This is a genomic window from Rhizobium sp. WSM1328 (genome assembly GCF_057653715.1).
Window position 1 is genome coordinate 461,212 of sequence record NZ_JBYGKO010000003.1, and the last position, 14,375, is coordinate 475,586.

Annotated in this window: 17 protein-coding genes and 1 pseudogene; 15 read left to right on the forward strand and 3 right to left on the reverse strand. The window is 60.9% G+C overall.

Annotated elements, in window-relative coordinates; translation table 11 throughout:
* Positions 1–50: 50 nt before the first annotated feature.
* The 9 genes and pseudogenes from AC2444_RS29820 to AC2444_RS29860 all read left to right on the forward strand — a co-directional run bounded on the left by AC2444_RS29820 (position 51) and on the right by AC2444_RS29860 (position 5,322).
* Positions 51–986, forward strand: coding sequence for an ABC transporter substrate-binding protein (locus tag AC2444_RS29820; RefSeq protein ID WP_128449485.1), 936 nt, complete (start codon positions 51–53; stop codon positions 984–986).
* 7 nt (positions 987–993) lie between these two features.
* Complete coding sequence (locus AC2444_RS29825; protein WP_128449484.1) at positions 994–2,031, forward strand: LLM class flavin-dependent oxidoreductase; 1,038 nt, start codon at positions 994–996, stop codon at positions 2,029–2,031.
* A 54-nt stretch (positions 2,032–2,085) separates the two neighbouring features.
* On the forward strand, positions 2,086–2,682 hold the full coding sequence (locus AC2444_RS29830) for a 2-hydroxychromene-2-carboxylate isomerase (protein WP_128449483.1): 597 nt from the start codon (positions 2,086–2,088) through the stop codon (positions 2,680–2,682).
* 199 nt (positions 2,683–2,881) lie between these two features.
* Positions 2,882–3,442, forward strand: a complete 561-nt coding sequence (gene msuE, locus AC2444_RS29835) for an FMN reductase (RefSeq protein WP_128449482.1) — start codon at positions 2,882–2,884, stop codon at positions 3,440–3,442.
* An 11-nt stretch (positions 3,443–3,453) separates the two neighbouring features.
* Positions 3,454–3,651, forward strand: a complete 198-nt coding sequence (locus AC2444_RS29840) for a hypothetical protein (RefSeq protein ID WP_128449481.1) — start codon at positions 3,454–3,456, stop codon at positions 3,649–3,651.
* Between the two features lie 33 nt (positions 3,652–3,684).
* Positions 3,685–3,861 (forward strand): hypothetical protein, encoded by a 177-nt coding sequence (locus tag AC2444_RS29845; RefSeq protein WP_017997704.1) that lies wholly within the window; start codon positions 3,685–3,687, stop codon positions 3,859–3,861.
* Between the two features lie 13 nt (positions 3,862–3,874).
* The gene (locus tag AC2444_RS29850) at positions 3,875–4,024 is read left to right on the forward strand and encodes a hypothetical protein (RefSeq protein WP_164902774.1); all 150 of its coding nucleotides are present in this window, start codon (positions 3,875–3,877) and stop codon (positions 4,022–4,024) included.
* 70 nt (positions 4,025–4,094) lie between these two features.
* Positions 4,095–4,673 (forward strand): annotated as a pseudogene (locus tag AC2444_RS29855) (RBBP9/YdeN family alpha/beta hydrolase); the annotation flags it as partial.
* Positions 4,642–5,322, forward strand: coding sequence for a gamma-glutamylcyclotransferase (locus tag AC2444_RS29860; RefSeq protein ID WP_128449480.1), 681 nt, complete (start codon positions 4,642–4,644; stop codon positions 5,320–5,322). The pseudogene AC2444_RS29855 and the gene AC2444_RS29860, both read left to right, overlap by 32 nt.
* A 24-nt stretch (positions 5,323–5,346) precedes the next feature.
* On the opposite strand, the gene AC2444_RS29865 is transcribed toward AC2444_RS29860, so the two are convergent.
* The 3 genes from AC2444_RS29865 to tauA are packed head-to-tail and all read right to left on the reverse strand — an operon-like array spanning position 5,347 to position 8,056.
* Positions 5,347–6,201, reverse strand: coding sequence for an ABC transporter permease subunit (locus AC2444_RS29865; protein WP_128449479.1), 855 nt, complete (start codon positions 6,199–6,201; stop codon positions 5,347–5,349).
* Entirely contained in the window at positions 6,198–6,986 is a 789-nt protein-coding gene (locus AC2444_RS29870; RefSeq protein WP_003555669.1) for a taurine ABC transporter ATP-binding protein, read from the reverse strand. Before AC2444_RS29870 ends, AC2444_RS29865 begins: the two co-directional genes overlap by 4 nt.
* A gap of 56 nt (positions 6,987–7,042) precedes the next feature.
* The gene (gene tauA, locus AC2444_RS29875; protein ID WP_128449478.1) at positions 7,043–8,056 is read right to left on the reverse strand and encodes a taurine ABC transporter substrate-binding protein; all 1,014 of its coding nucleotides are present in this window, start codon (positions 8,054–8,056) and stop codon (positions 7,043–7,045) included.
* Positions 8,057–8,272: 216 nt separating this feature from the next.
* On the opposite strand from tauA, the gene AC2444_RS29880 reads away from it, so the two are divergent.
* The 6 genes from AC2444_RS29880 (at position 8,273) to AC2444_RS29905 (ending at position 14,372) form a co-directional block, all read left to right on the forward strand.
* The gene (locus tag AC2444_RS29880; RefSeq protein ID WP_128449477.1) at positions 8,273–9,634 is read left to right on the forward strand and encodes an FAD/NAD(P)-binding protein; all 1,362 of its coding nucleotides are present in this window, start codon (positions 8,273–8,275) and stop codon (positions 9,632–9,634) included.
* Positions 9,635–9,836: 202 nt separating this feature from the next.
* Positions 9,837–10,529 carry a GntR family transcriptional regulator gene (locus AC2444_RS29885; protein WP_128449476.1) on the forward strand — a complete coding sequence of 231 codons (693 nt, stop codon included), beginning with the start codon at positions 9,837–9,839 and terminating at the stop codon, positions 10,527–10,529.
* A gap of 411 nt (positions 10,530–10,940) precedes the next feature.
* Complete coding sequence (locus AC2444_RS29890; RefSeq protein WP_003538313.1) at positions 10,941–11,543, forward strand: amino acid synthesis family protein; 603 nt, start codon at positions 10,941–10,943, stop codon at positions 11,541–11,543.
* A 14-nt stretch (positions 11,544–11,557) separates the two neighbouring features.
* Positions 11,558–12,403, forward strand: a complete 846-nt coding sequence (locus AC2444_RS29895) for an alpha/beta fold hydrolase (RefSeq protein ID WP_128449475.1) — start codon at positions 11,558–11,560, stop codon at positions 12,401–12,403.
* Complete coding sequence (locus AC2444_RS29900) at positions 12,400–13,335, forward strand: flavin reductase family protein (protein WP_128449474.1); 936 nt, start codon at positions 12,400–12,402, stop codon at positions 13,333–13,335. Before AC2444_RS29895 ends, AC2444_RS29900 begins: the two co-directional genes overlap by 4 nt.
* Complete coding sequence (locus AC2444_RS29905; protein WP_003555662.1) at positions 13,332–14,372, forward strand: LLM class flavin-dependent oxidoreductase; 1,041 nt, start codon at positions 13,332–13,334, stop codon at positions 14,370–14,372. Before AC2444_RS29900 ends, AC2444_RS29905 begins: the two co-directional genes overlap by 4 nt.
* The last annotated feature ends 3 nt before the right edge of the window (positions 14,373–14,375 follow it).

The window sequence follows — 14,375 nt, forward strand, 5'->3', positions numbered from 1 at the left end:
CGGCGGCATTGCTGCCGGCCACCCTGCCTGACAGTTTGGAGAATAAAACCATGATTGCCTTTCCGGCATTCCGGAGCCTGCTGATTGCCGTCATGGCGTCAGCCCTTTCCTACGGCGCTACCCATGCAGCCGAGGATTTCGACCTCAGCCCAGAGCAGCCGGGCCGGCTTCATGCCGCCAGGAACGATGCGGCGATTGCCGCGATCCCCAAGGATTTCAAGTTCGTCACACCAGGCAAGTTCACCATCGCCGTCAGCCCCGGCGGCCCGCCGCTTGCTACTTATGCCACCGACGCCAAGACCGTGGTCGGGGCAGATCCCGATTATGCCTATGCCATCGCCGACAGCCTCGGGCTGACGCTGGAGATCGTGCCGGTCGCTTGGATTGACTGGCCGCTCGGCCTCGCCTCGGGCAAGTATGATGCCGTCATCTCCAATGTCGGGGTCACCGAGCAGCGCAAGGAAAAATTCGATTTCTCCACCTACCGTCAGGGCCTGCATGGTTTCTTCGTGAAATCCGACAGCCCTGTCACCTCGATCAAGGAGCCCAAGGATGCGGCAGGCCTCAGGATCATTGTCGGGGCCGGCACCAACCAGGAACGCATCCTGGTGAAGTGGAGCGAGGAAGACCTTGCCGCGGGCCTGAAGCCGATCGAACTGCAATATTACGACGACGAGGCGGCAAGCCTTCTCGCGCTGCGGTCCGGCCGGGCCGATGTCATCGTCCAGCCGCATGCACAGCTCGTCTTCATCGCCGCGCGCGACAAGAACATCAGGCGGGTCGGCACGCTGAGCGCCGGCTGGCCGGATCGCTCGGATGTGGCGATCACCACCCGCAAGGGAAGTGGGCTGGCCGATGCGCTGACTGTCGCCACCAACGACCTGATCAAGGACGGCACCTACGCAAAAATCCTCGACTACTGGCATCTTTCCGAGGAAGCCTTGCCGGCATCCGAGACCAATCCGCCCGGCTTGCCGAAGTACTGATCATCGGATGGTACGAGTGGGCAACATATCCATCAGCCATATCGGCTTCCTCACCCCCGGCAATTATCCCGACGGCGATCCGTTGTCGGGATTGGAGCAGACGCTTGAGCAGCTGCAATATGGCGAAGATCTGGGCTTCGACAGTGCCTGGGTCCGCCAGCGGCACCTGGAGCCTGGAATCTCTTCGGCCAGCGCCTTCCTGGCGGCGGCGACGCAGCGCACTAGCCGGATCGAGCTTGGAACCGCAGTCATCCCGATCGGTTACGAGAGCCCTTACCGGCTGGCCGAAGATCTTGCCACCGTCGATGTTCTGTCCCGCGGACGGCTGAATGTCGGCGTCAGCGCTGGCCGGCCGCTACACGCCGAGCTGATCGCTCCGCTTGTCTTCGACGGCGACTGGACGGGTTACGATTTCTCGCATGATCGCGTGCTGCGCTTTGCCGACAATCTGCGCGGCGCTTATCTCGGCGACGAGCAGACCTTGATCAAGACGCCCTTCGGCCCGCAGCGGCCGCGGCTGCATCCTTATGCCAGGGGCCTGATCGACCGGATCTGGTATGGCGGCGGGTCGCAGCGCTCGGCCGAATGGGCCGGCCGCAATGGCTTCAACCTGTTGACCGGCAATGTGATAACGGGCGAGGGGACGGATGATTTCTTCATCGCGCAATCGCGATTGATCGAAACCTATCGCGCCGCCGAGACGCAGCGGCGGGTTGCGCTGGGTCGCGTCATCGTGCCTTTCGATAGCGCCGATGCGGCAACGCGCCGCCGGTATCGAGACTATGCCGATGGCCGCCATCAGCGAACCCTTTCACCGCAGGGCGAGCGGCGCACCTTGTTTGCCCGGGATGTCGTCGGCACATCGGACGAGATATTGGCGCAGCTTTTTGCCGATCCGATCCTGCCCGAGGTCAGCGAGTTGAGGCTGGAGCTCCCTTACGAGTTCGAGCACGAGGAATATCGCCAGTTTCTCCACGACTTCGTGACGCTGATCGCACCGGAGCTAGGATGGAAAGCGCCATCTGGCATTCGGGCCGCTTCCTGAAATGCCGTCGACCATTCGACGCCAGAACAATCACCTCGCAGGGAACATGCATCAGTGACCAAATCAGTAGAGTACTTCTTTTCGATCGGCTCGCCCTGGTCCTATATCGGCTTCGACGCCTTCGCCGAACTTGCGGCGAAGAACGACGTCGTCATCACGCCCTATCTGACGACGGTGGTCGAGGAAAATGGCGGTATCTTTTCGCGCAACCGCCCGGAGATCAGGCGCGCCTACTGGACGCGGGATCTCAAACGCTGGGCGCGCGTGCGCGGCAAGGAACTGCAGCTCGAACATCGCCCGGATTTGAGCGATCCGACGCCGGCGTCCCTCTTCGTGATTGCCGCCTACCTCGACGGACAGGATTGGATCGGCGTTGCCCGCGTCCTGCAGCATGCCTTCTGGAGCAAGGCGAAGGATATCGGCAAGCCCGATGTGCGCGAGGCGATCGTGACATCAGCGGGTTTCGACGGCGCGGTGCTCCTCAGACGACAAGCCGACGACGATGTCCAGAACAAATGGTCGGCAGACCGCGTGCATGCGCGCGACAGCGGCGTCTTCGGCTTTCCTACCTATGTCTTTGACGGCGAGATCTATTGGGGGCAGGACAATTTACCCTTCCTCGAACGTCATCTTCACGGCGACAAGCCCTAGGCTTGGATCAAGCAATGTGACCGCAATGAATTGCAGCGTCCCGCGGTCTGAGATGTCGATGGCGATTGGCTTGCAGCTTATGCGTGCTGAAGATGCGGTGAACGTTTTTTTCAACCAGGCGAAGAAGGAGAGATGCACGTTCCTTTAATCTATCAATTTTGTAGACAATAGTTGGAGCAACGCAAAGAGAGGAAAAACCATGTCAGCTTTCAAACTCGTCGGCATCGCTGGCAGCTTCAACCGTCCATCGAAGACATTGGCACTTGTGCGGCACATCGCCGAACGTGCGAGCATTCGCTACGGATTTACCAGCAAGAGCTATGATCTCAATGATGTCGGTCCGTCGCTGGGCAGCGCCTTGTGGCGCAAGGATCTCGACGCGCAGGCCAGGCATGTCGTCGACGAGATCGTGCAGGCCGATGCCCTGATCATCGGCTCGCCGACCTACAAGGGCTCTTACCCCGGCCATTTCAAGCACCTCATCGACCTGATCGACCCCCACGAACTTCGGGGCAAGCCGATCATCATCACGGCGACCGGCGGCGGTGACCGGCATGCGTTGATGGTCGAGCATCAGCTTCGGCCGCTGTTCGGGTTTTTCATGGCCCATACCTTGCCGACCGCCGTCTATGCGTCCGATCGCGATTTCACAGACTATGCGGTTTCATCCGATGCGCTTTTGGCCCGGATCAACGAAGTGGTCGGCGAATTGGCGGCCTTCTTTCCGGGCGCAAACCCGGCCCTGGCGGCAGCCGAGTAAGGATCGTCGAGATGGCTCGATCTCAGGAAGCAACGATCGCTGATGCGGAATGGCCGGGGGCAAGCGAGCAATTGTGGAGCGTCTTCGAATTCGCCCGACGCTATCGTCTCGCCAAACGCGAGGAGAACCGCCTGCTGATGCTCTACGGACCGACGGCATCGCTTCATGTTCTTCTCGCCAATGCACAACGTCATTCGCTGATTTTCTAGCCGAATAATACCGGTTCCTGACAGGAGGTTCGCATGAAGCTTGATTTTCAGTTCTGGCTGAAGCTTTCGATCGGCCGGTTCCTCGGCCTGAAGCCGCCCGCTGCACGGGAGCCTGTCAACGGATTGTTCGCGCGGGACGACGAGCGTGACCGGTCCGCTCGCGAATACGAACTCCATTATTGGGGCACCATGCCCGGTCTTTGGTATTGAGGAGAACGGCGAGATGGCGATTGTCGTTGAGACTGACCTGCGTCGGGGCGGTGCGAGAAGGGCGGAGGGCAGCGTCATGTCGCATTTCAGGCATGCGGCCGGAGTCTGCACGATCGTCAGCTCCTTCACATTCCTGTTTGCCCTGGTGATCGGGTGGGTCTGATGAGTGATGTCCGATGTTTGCCCCAATCGGGAAAAAGGCCGACGCGCAGCTTCAAAGAGGAAGCCGTCAGATGATCGACGTACTTATTCTTCCCGGGCTTTTCGGCTCGGGAGAAGGGCATTGGCAACAGCATTGGCTGCAGGATCACCCGGGCAGTCGTTTAGTCGCTCAGGACGACTGGGACCATCCGAACCTTGACAACTGGCTGCTGCGATTGGAAGGCGCGCTTGAAGAGGCCGGCGAGGCCTATCTGGTTGCCCACAGTCTCGGATGCCTGCTTGCCGCCCGCTTGGCCGGGCGAAGTGCTGCTCGCCGCGTCAAAGCAGCATTGCTCGTTGCTCCATGCGATCTGCCGGTCACGGAAAACCTGCATCCCGGGCTTATCTCGTTTGGCGCCATGCCGACGGCGCCTTTGCCTTTTCCGAGCATTGTCGTCGGCAGCATGAACGATGCGTACATGACGGTCGATCGGTTGACCCTGTTCGGCCGCTTGTGGAACGCAGAGACCAGGAATATCGGCCTTGCCGGGCACATCAATGTCGCCAGCGGCTTTGGCCGCTGGCGCAGCGGCTACCGATTGCTGGAGGGCTTGAAGACGCAAACGCGCGGTCGAAGGCATGTCGTTTCCATGCCGCCGGCTTTTGCTATGTGTCGGCCCGGAGCCACACCGAAAACCGCTGACCGAAGCGGAGGTGGAGATGCTCGCCAACCGGCTTCTTCACGAGTCTACCGGCGCGCCGCTTTGGATCTTCGCCTATGGATCATTGATATGGAAGCCGGACTTCGATGCCGTCGAATCGCAGCATGGCGCGACAAGAGGGTGGCATCGCTCCTTCTGCCTGCAGATGACCCGCTGGCGGGGAACGCGGTCCCAGCCGGGCCTGATGATGGCACTTGATCGCGGTGGACGATGCAACGGCGTCGTCTTCAGGCTTGCCGATGATGACCGACTTGGCCAGATTCGGCGGTTGATCCGCCGTGAGGTCGGCACGATCGAAGACGCAGCGACGGTGCGCTGGATCCCGGTCGCAACCGCGCATGGGCTGGTGCGTGCGCTGGTCTTTTGGGCTGGTCCGAAAGGCGAGCGTGTTTCCCGCAAATTGCCGCTGGAGACGGTGGCGCAGGTACTTGCGAGAGCCTGCGGGCACATGGGCTCCTGTGCCGAGTATCTGTATCTGACGGTGAAACATCTGGAAGAACGTGGCATCCGGGACCGCAATTTATGGCGGCTTCAGAAGCTGGTCGCAGCCGAGCTCGTCGCCATACACGGGCTGAATGCGGCGCCGGGAAACCATTGAATATCGCTCCCTGCCGCCCTCCGGTCAGAGCTTGCCCTTCCAGGGCACGAGGTACGCCTCCAGAAACCGGATTGCGGCCGAGAAGGTGAACGCGCAGATCGCGATGATGCCGATACCGACGAAGACGACGTCGGTCGCCAGGAACTGTGAAGCCGACATGATCATGAAACCAATCCCGCGCGTGGAGGCGATCAATTCAGCCGCAACCAGCGTACCCCAGCCGACACCGAGCGCAATTCGAATGCCGGTGAGAATCTCGGGCAGGGCGGACGGCAGGACGATATCAAGGAAGAGCTGCAGCCGGCTCGCGCCCAGCGAACGCGCGGCATTGACGCGCTCGATCGGCAGCGCACGGACGCCGGCCTGGGCCGAGAGGCAGATCGGTGCGAACATCGCAAGCACCAGCAGCGTGATCTTCGACGTCTCGCCAATGCCGAGCCAGATGATCATTAGCGGCAGGTAGGAGAGCGGCGGAAGCGGCCAGTAGAATTCGATCGGCGCGTCGAGCACCCCTTTTGCCCATCGGTTCAGGCCCATGAGCAACCCGAGTGGGATGCCGGCGGAGACGGCGATCAGGGCGGCGACGACGATGCGGAACAGGCTTGCAAAAACATGCTCGGACAGCGACGCACCTGCGTAACCGTCGCGATAGATGGCGCCGATCTGTGTCAGCACCTCGTCAGGACGCGGCAGAAACAGGTGTGGAACGACACCGAGCGCAGAGACGACCCACCACAAAAGCAGTATGGCCATCGCTGTCGCAATGCTGATGGCCACCGTCGATTTCTCGCCGGCCCCAAAGCCCGCCATTTTCACCAGCTTGACCTGATGGTCCTCTCTACCCGCCGCAATCGGCGGTGCCTGCACTATATCGCTCATGCGGCGCTCCTGAGGTCTTCGGTGCTGTGGAGAATGGCGCGGATCTCCTCGCGCAGCTCGGCAAATTGCGGTGACGCCTTGATTGATCGGGCGTCGCCGGTTTCGGCGAAGCGGCGAACGAAATCCAGATCGAAGCGTGCCACCACGCGCCCCGGTCGAGGTGACATGACCAGGACCTGCGTGCCCAGGAACAAGGCTTCTTCGATCGAGTGCGTGATGAAGAAGACCTTCTTTGCCGTCTTATCCCAGATGGAAACCAGCAGTTCCTGCATCTGCTCGCGCGTCAGGCTGTCGAGTGCGCCGAACGGCTCGTCCATCAGCAGGATGTCGGGATTTGTTGCCAGAGCCCGTGCGATGCCGACACGCTGGCGCATGCCGCCCGACAGCTCGTAGGGAAAAGCGCCGGCGAATTCGTCGAGACCGACGAGCCGGAGCAGCTCCAGGGCGCGCGCTTGGCGCTCCCTGCGCTTGACCCCGGCGAATTTCAAACCGAGCGCGACATTGTCGATCACCGATTTCCAAGGCAGCAGCGAGTCTTTCTGAAAAACGACGCCGCGATCTGCGCCGGGTTGTTCGACCGCGCGGCCATCGAGCGTGATCCGGCCATCCGAAAGCGGAAGGAAGCCGGCAATCGCGTTGAGAAGGGTTGATTTGCCGCATCCTGACGCCCCGAGTGCGACGACGAAACCCCGTTCGGGAATATCGAAGGAAACGCGATCGAGCGCGTGAACGGTCCGCCCGTCGCGGGCTGCGAAGAAAACGCTGGCGTGATCGACTTTAAGCATGTTGCCGCTCGCAAGTTCGATGCCGGCGCGGTAAGCCGCGCCGGCGCTGGGGAGGATCAGTTGCTGACGCCGGTGAGGGCATCTGCGGTGACGAAGGCGCCGTAATTCGCCTGTACATCGGAAACCTTGCCCTGTTCCTTCAGGAACGATGCCGTGTCCTTGAGAATCTTGCCGGCACCCGCCTTTTCGCCGCCGCCGAGCCAGGCATCCGATGCCTGAACTTCAGGCGTCAGCAGCGTGAGGTTCTTCAGGGCCGATGCCTGCTGCTCAGCTGTTCCGCCGAGAAGCTTGGCAAGTGATTTGGCGTTGCCGCTGTCGGGACCCCAGGCGGATTTGTCCGATGCGAAGGAGGCGTAGTATTTGTTGATGACCGAAGCGAAGCCCTTCAGAAAGTCCGGGTTGTCGGCGGCAAATTTCGAGGTCGCGACCCAGGCCGAGAATGTCGGCGCACCCTTGTCTGCCACGTCCTTGGAGGTGACGAGAACCTTCCCGTTCTTCTTCAGTTCGGTGAGCGCCGGATCCCAGACGAAGCCGCCATCGATATCGCCGCGGTTATAGCTGGCGACGATCTCAGGCTGAGGGATTGCGAAGACCTGAACGTCTTTTTCGGTCAGGCCAAGCGATTTGATCAGCGCCAGCAGCTGATAGTGGTCCGTGGATACCGGTGCAGCAGCAAGCTTCTTGCCCTTCAGATCATTCAGGCTTTCGATGCCGGAACCGTTGCGGACGACCAGAGCCTCGTCGATGCCCGAGATGGAGGCGAGGTAAAAGGCCTTGACCTCGAGCCCGCGTGATACCGCAGCCGCAAACGGGCTGGAGCCGACATAGCCGATCTGGACGTCACCGGAGGCAATGGCCGCAAAGATTTCGGCGCCGGAATTGAACCTGCGGAAGTCGATGTCGTATCCCGTCTCCTTGGCGAATTCACCATTGGCGATCGCCACGGAAGACGGCAAGGCGTCGGTCTGATAGGCGACAACGACCTTCTTGTCCGCCGCTTCGGCGACAACAGCCGCTGTTAGAGTGCCGACGCCGACGGCGATCGCGGCAACCAAATTCCTGAAATTCATCTTGAGCCCCTTTGTTCAGGGCCGGACGGCCCTTGATCTCACCCTCAAAAGCGTAATGGTTGGGGAGGGGCTAGCGGGAGAAATAACAAACTATATTTATAGACAATAGAGATAATTGTTTCGTGATTCTGCCGCTTGTGCGATCAACAGGGACCGGCGAGCGACATTGGGCTTGAATGACGAAATGTCTCGATGACGCTCTGAGCTTCAGGGGGAATGCATTTGGCATATGATGTTATCGTGGTCGGTTCCGGTTTTTCAGCGATAGCGGTTACCTGCAATCTCATCGAGCAGCTTCCCGCTTCGGCGAAGGTCGCCGTCGTCGGCGACGATCCTGGTTTCGGCCGCGGGACGGCTTACCGGACGGAGCTCTATCTCCATCGCCTCAATGTTCCGGCCGGCCGCATGAGCCTTTTGCCGCATCAACCCGACGACTTTGTCGACTGGCTTAAAAGCCATGGCCGTCCGTTGCAGGCCGGCGATTTCGCCTCGCGCAGCGATTATGGTCTTTATGTCCGCGATACGCTTGCACGGTTGCTTCGAAAGCGGGACGGCCGTTGCCGGGTCGATTTCATCAAGGCTAAGGCAGCGGGATGCGTTGAACGTTACAGCAGCACGCTGGCCTTCCATCTCGGCAACGGTGACGAGATTGCCGGGAAGACCGTGGTGCTCTGCCTCGGCGTCGGGAACGCGACCCTTCCGGTCGCTCCGGACGGAATTCCGCCATCGCTGCGATCTCGGATCATCGAGAACCCGTGGCGGCTTTCGTGGCTGAGGCGCGTCGCACCATCCGATGCGGTGTGTATCCTAGGATCCGGCCTGACGATGATCGATCAGGTGCTGGCGCTTCGCGCCCATGGCCACCGCGGCAGGATCGATGTGCTTTCGCGGCGCGGGCTCGCACCCCTCGGGCACGCTTGGAAGCCGCCAGTGCCTCTGCCGATCGACGTTCAGGCGCTTCCGGATACGATCAGCGGCATATTGAAGACCCTGCGGGGAAAGAGCAGGACGGTTGCCGACTGGCGAGCCGTGATGGACGGTCTGAGGCCTGCCACGCAGGCTCTCTGGCAACGGCTTTCGGGCGAGGAACGTGCACGATTCCTCAGGCATGCGCTTCCCTGGTGGAACATCCACCGTCACCGGGTCGCGCCTGACGTGTTCGACAGGTTTGAGAAGCTGGTCTTAGACGGAACTGTTCGTTTCCACGCAGGCTTCATGAAATCGCTCGGGGCCGAGGAGGGCCGGCTTGTTGCCGGCTACAGGGTCAGAGCGGCGCGCGAGATCGCCGAGATCAGGGCGGACTGGCTCGTCAATTGCACGGGAATGGAGCGGGCCGGGATCAGTCATTCACCGCTTTTGAAGGAAATGAGCCGCTTCGAGTTGATTGCCCCCGATCCTCTTGGCCTCGGGATCCAGGTGGATGCCGCTTCCGAGGTGATAGCCCCGTCCCGAATATCGCCGGCCCGACTATTTGCGGTCGGTGCCCTGACGGCGGGGCAATTCTGGGAGATTACCGCCGTTCCGGATATCCGGGTGCAGGCCAAGGCCGTGGTCGAAGAGATCGTTTCAAGAGGCTAGCTCCCGACGTGTCGGCAGCAGATCAAAGGTGCTGCAACGTCCTTTGCGCGTCTGAAAAGGCGAGCGGCGCTATAGGTCGGCACAGCGCTTGTTGAATTGCCGGGCGCCGACAGCTACAGTATCTGGTACGCCATAATACGATTCTTGCATTCGGCTGCCGCGGCGGAAGTTGAGCGTGCAAAGTCCAACACTGAGGTAGACAATGAGCGGCGCTCTAAAGGACGCAATTAGAGTCGAGCGTCCTGCAAAGACCTTGCGGGAATTGGCGCTCGATAAGGTCCGCGAAGCCATCGTCAACGGATATTTCCGTCCCGGAGATCGCCTTGTCGAGCGTGACCTCTGCGCCCAGCTCGGCGTCAGCCGAACAGTCGTGCGCGAGGTTCTGAGGCATCTGGAATCGGAAGGGCTTGTCGCCAATCTGCCGAACAAGGGGCCGATCGTCGCGCAGCTCGACATCGGGGAAGCCAAGCAGATCTATGAGATCCGTGGCGCGCTGGAAGGCATGGCGGCGCGGCTGTGCGCGGAGCGCCGCAGCCCCGAGATCGTCGCTGCGCTGGAGGAATCTCTGGCCGGGATCCGCAACAGTTACCGCGATAACGATATGGCGGCTGTGCTGACGAACACCTCTTCCTTCTATCATACGCTGTTCACGATGGTTGACAGGAACGTTGCCTGGGGTGTCGTCAATCTTCTCACCGTGCGCATCAACCACCTGCGCTCGATGACGATCAAGACGGAGAGACGCGGCATCGAAGGCCCGCTGCAGATGTCGAAGATCGTCGACGCCATCCGCCGCGGCGACGGCGAGGGGGCTTACCGGGCGGCGATGAATCACGTCGCCGCCGCGAGCGCGATTGCCGAAGCGGTGCTGTCGGGGAAGAAGCCTGCCGACTAGGCACGAGCGGCCCCTGCCGCTTCCCCGCAGGCCTGGCAAAGCGCTCATCTCAGCTGTCGATATCACTCCATTCGCGATGATGTTCCGCGCAATTTAGCGGAACCCATACTCCGCGCTTGACACCCAACTTTGTCCAATGTGATGGTATGCCATATTAAGTAATATATAAGGCGGTACCATGAACTGGGATGACCGTTGTCTTCTGGACTCGGCCCGCCTCCGCGGGGCGCCGCCAGGTCGTTTGTCAGCTGACAACGCGCTGACGGGAAGAAAGCGCTGCCCGGTGCGTCGAGAGTGCGCGCGCCAAATTGAAAATCACCGCCTCGGCCTGAACTGCGTCCTCGAGGGAACCAACTTGACACTCATATATTATGGTATACCATAATACGAAATTGAGAAATGAGGTGCTCGATGGCCATTCAAATTCGCAAGACGGGACTGCAGATCGAAACGACGCTGATCGAAGGCGGCAAGGCCGCGGCGGTTCCGCTGAAGCTGTTTACCGCCTTCGCGGTCGTGAAGAATCCCTGGGCCGGTCGCGGCTTCGTCGACGACCTCAAGCCCGAAATTCACGCAGGCGCTCCGGTGCTCGGCGAGTTGCTGACCAAGATGATCATCGATGCGGTCGGGTCCGGCGAAGCTGTCGAAGGATATGGAAAGTCCGCTGTCGTCGGCCTGGACGGCGAAATCGAACACGGGTCCGCGCTTATCCACACGCTGCGTTTCGGCAATTTCTATCGCCAGGCCGTCGGCGCCAAGTCCTATCTCGCCTTCTGCAACACACGCGGTCCGGCCAATGCGCCGATCATGATCCCGCTGATGGACAAGAACGATGAAGGCCGCCGTTCGCACTACCTGACCATCCAGACGTCGATCCCCGACGCGCCTGCTGCCGACGAGATCGTCGTGGCTCTCGGTGCTTCGATAGGCGGGCGCCCGCATCACCGCATCGGCGACCGCTACCAGGATCTGAAAGACCTGGGGCAGGACGTTGCCAATCCTGCGGGCGTTTGAAGGAGCGCTCTGAGATGCTGACGGCCGGATCGACCACACGCACCGCTGCAGCAACAAACGCCGCCGGTGCCTTGTCCCGAAAAAGGACGGCAAGCGGAACGGCCTATCACGAGGCCGGCAGCGGTGAGCCGCTGGTTCTCATTCATGGCGTCGGCATGCGGCTGGAGGCCTGGGCTCCGCAGATCGCATTCCTGTCTGCGGGCCATCGCGTCATCGCCGTCGATATGCCGGGACATGGCGAGAGCGCAAAGTTGCCGGCGGGCAGTCGGCTCGAGGAGTTCGTCGACTGGTTCGGACGCTTTCTCGACGAGATGGCAATCGACACGGCAAATGTTGCCGGACACTCGATGGGCGCACTGGTTTCAGGAGGGGCGGCCGTGACCCTTGGCGAGCGGATCAGCCGCGTCGCCTACCTCAACGGCGTCTACAGGCGTGATCCTGAAGCAAAGGCCGCCGTGCTTGCGCGCGCCGCGGCCATTCCGGTATCGGGCGTCGACAAGGAAGGCCCTCTGGCCCGCTGGTTCGGCGATGATGCAGACAGCGTCACTGCGCGTGAATTGACGCGAAAATGGCTGAACCTCGTTGATCCCCAGGGCTATGCCGTCGCTTACTCCGCCTTTGCGGGAGGAGACGAGACCTATGCTGACGGCTGGAAAGACGTGGCTGGTCCGGCCCTGTTTCTGACGGGGTCCGATGATCCGAACTCGACGCCCTTGATGGCGACGCAAATGGCAGAGCTTGCGCCGCAGGGCTACGCTCGCATCGTCGAAGGCCATCGTCATATGGTGAACCTGACCGCGCCTGATATCGTCAATTCGCTGCTCGCTGAGTGGCTGTCGTTCGGGGAGGATGAACGATGACAATCCAGACTGTCGACCCAAGAGCACTGCGAGATGCATTCGGGGCCTTTCCGACCGGGGTGACTGTCGTCACCGCCTGTGACGGGGATGGAAATCCGATCGGCTTCACAGCGAACTCCTTCACCTCAGTCTCGCTCAATCCACCGCTTCTCCTCGTCTGCCTTGCCAAGACGTCGCGCAATTTCGCCACCATGACCGGAGCGCAGCATTTTGCGATCAACGTGCTTTCGGAAACGCAGAAAGACGTGTCGAACACCTTTGCTCGCCCGGTCGAGGACAGGTTTGCGGCGGTCGAATGGGCGAAAGGATCAGCAGGCTGCCCGATATTCTCAAGCGTTGCGGCCTGGTTCGAATGCGCCATGGAAGAGGTCATCGAGGCTGGCGACCACGTCATCTTGATGGGGCGCATCGAAGCTTTCGACAATAGCGGCCGCAACGGTCTCGGCTATGCGCGTGGCGGTTATTTCACGCCGACGCTCGCAAGCAAGGCGGTGTCGGCGGCAAGCGAAGGCAATATGGAACTTGCAGCCGTTGTCGAACGCCGCGGCGAGGTTCTGCTGCTCGGCGAAGATGTGCTCTCCCTGCCAGGTGTCGATGCCCATGACGGCAGTCCGACCGAGACGCTGCAAAAATACCTGGAAACGCTCACCGGGTTGAAGGTCAGCATCGGCTTTCTCTATTCGGTTTATGAGGGCAAGAGCGACGGCAAGCAACACATCGTCTATCACGCCGTTGCTGGAGAGGGCGAGCCTGCCGGCGGCAGGTTCCTGAAGCCTGACGCATTGGTTGCGGCAAAGTTCAAGACCAGTTCGACTGCCGATATCGTCAACCGTTTTGCGATGGAAAGCTCGATCGGCAATTTCGGCGTCTATTTCGGCGACGAGACCGGCGGCACTGTTCACCCAATTCCAGCCAAGGACGCAAAAGCATGAAGTTCTCCCTCTTCGTCCATATGGAACGGCTTGACGCCAATCAAAGCCATAAGAGCCTCTACGAGGAATTCGTCGCGCTTTGCGAGATCGCCGACAAAGGCGGCATGCACGCGATCTGGACCGGTGAGCACCATGGCATGGATTTCACCATTGCGCCCAACCCGTTCGTGACCATTGCCGATCTGGCACGCCGCACATCGCGGGCACGGCTTGGAACGGGGACGGTGATTGCCCCCTTCTGGCATCCGATCAAGCTTGCCGGTGAGGCGGCCATGGCCGATATCATCTGCGACGGAAGGCTGGATATCGGCATCGCGCGCGGGGCCTATTCCTTCGAATACGAGCGTCTGTTGCCCGGTCTCGATGCCTGGGGTGCCGGCCAGCGCATGCGCGAGCTCATCCCGGCGGTCAAGGGCATATGGGCCGGCGACTACGCCCATGACGGGGAATTCTTCAAGTTTCCGTCGACCACCTCGGCGCCGAAACCGCTGCAGCAGCCGAACCCGCCCATCTGGGTGGCAGCGCGCGATCCGAACTCGCACGAATTTGCCGTCGCCAACGGCTGCAACGTTCAGGTGACGCCCCTCTGGCAAGGCGATGACGAGGTTCAGTCGTTGATGGAGCGCTTCAACGACGCCTGCGCCAAGCATCCCGAGATCGAGCGGCCCAAGATCATGTTGCTGCGCCATACCTATGTCGGCTCGTCGGCGGACGATGTCGCCCAGGCCGCCCATGAACTCAGCGTCTACTACAATTATTTCTTCGCCTGGTTCAAGAATGAGAAGCTGGTTACCCAGGGTCTGATCGAACGGATCCCGGACGACCAGATCAGAGCAAACGCGATGCTGTCGGACCAGGTCATGCGCACCAACAACGTCGTTGGCGATGCTGAGACCGTCATCGACCGGCTCAAGGCGTATGAAGCACTCGGCTACGACGAATATTCCTTCTGGATCGACACCGGCATGAGCTTCGAGCGCAAGAAGGCGTCGCTCGAACGCTTCATCACCGAGGTCATGCCGGCATTTCAGGAGTAACAC

Bases quoted from the DNA above. Each gene is read 5' to 3' on its own strand.
- AC2444_RS29905 (WP_003555662.1), top strand. From the start codon at position 13,332: ATGAAGTTCTCCCTCTTCGTCCATATGGAACGGCTTGACGCCAATCAA.
- msuE (WP_128449482.1), top strand. From the start codon at position 2,882: ATGTCAGCTTTCAAACTCGTCGGCATCGCTGGCAGCTTCAACCGTCCA.
- tauA (WP_128449478.1), bottom strand. From the start codon at position 8,056: ATGAATTTCAGGAATTTGGTTGCCGCGATCGCCGTCGGCGTCGGCACT.
- AC2444_RS29845 (WP_017997704.1), top strand. From the start codon at position 3,685: ATGAAGCTTGATTTTCAGTTCTGGCTGAAGCTTTCGATCGGCCGGTTC.
- AC2444_RS29825 (WP_128449484.1), top strand. From the start codon at position 994: ATGGTACGAGTGGGCAACATATCCATCAGCCATATCGGCTTCCTCACC.
- AC2444_RS29865 (WP_128449479.1), bottom strand. From the start codon at position 6,201: ATGAGCGATATAGTGCAGGCACCGCCGATTGCGGCGGGTAGAGAGGAC.
- AC2444_RS29900 (WP_128449474.1), top strand. From the start codon at position 12,400: ATGACAATCCAGACTGTCGACCCAAGAGCACTGCGAGATGCATTCGGG.
- AC2444_RS29850 (WP_164902774.1), top strand. From the start codon at position 3,875: ATGGCGATTGTCGTTGAGACTGACCTGCGTCGGGGCGGTGCGAGAAGG.
- AC2444_RS29860 (WP_128449480.1), top strand. From the start codon at position 4,642: ATGTCGTTTCCATGCCGCCGGCTTTTGCTATGTGTCGGCCCGGAGCCA.
- AC2444_RS29870 (WP_003555669.1), bottom strand. From the start codon at position 6,986: ATGCTTAAAGTCGATCACGCCAGCGTTTTCTTCGCAGCCCGCGACGGG.
- AC2444_RS29895 (WP_128449475.1), top strand. From the start codon at position 11,558: ATGCTGACGGCCGGATCGACCACACGCACCGCTGCAGCAACAAACGCC.
- AC2444_RS29890 (WP_003538313.1), top strand. From the start codon at position 10,941: ATGGCCATTCAAATTCGCAAGACGGGACTGCAGATCGAAACGACGCTG.
- AC2444_RS29880 (WP_128449477.1), top strand. From the start codon at position 8,273: ATGCATTTGGCATATGATGTTATCGTGGTCGGTTCCGGTTTTTCAGCG.
- AC2444_RS29820 (WP_128449485.1), top strand. From the start codon at position 51: ATGATTGCCTTTCCGGCATTCCGGAGCCTGCTGATTGCCGTCATGGCG.
- AC2444_RS29885 (WP_128449476.1), top strand. From the start codon at position 9,837: ATGAGCGGCGCTCTAAAGGACGCAATTAGAGTCGAGCGTCCTGCAAAG.
- AC2444_RS29840 (WP_128449481.1), top strand. From the start codon at position 3,454: ATGGCTCGATCTCAGGAAGCAACGATCGCTGATGCGGAATGGCCGGGG.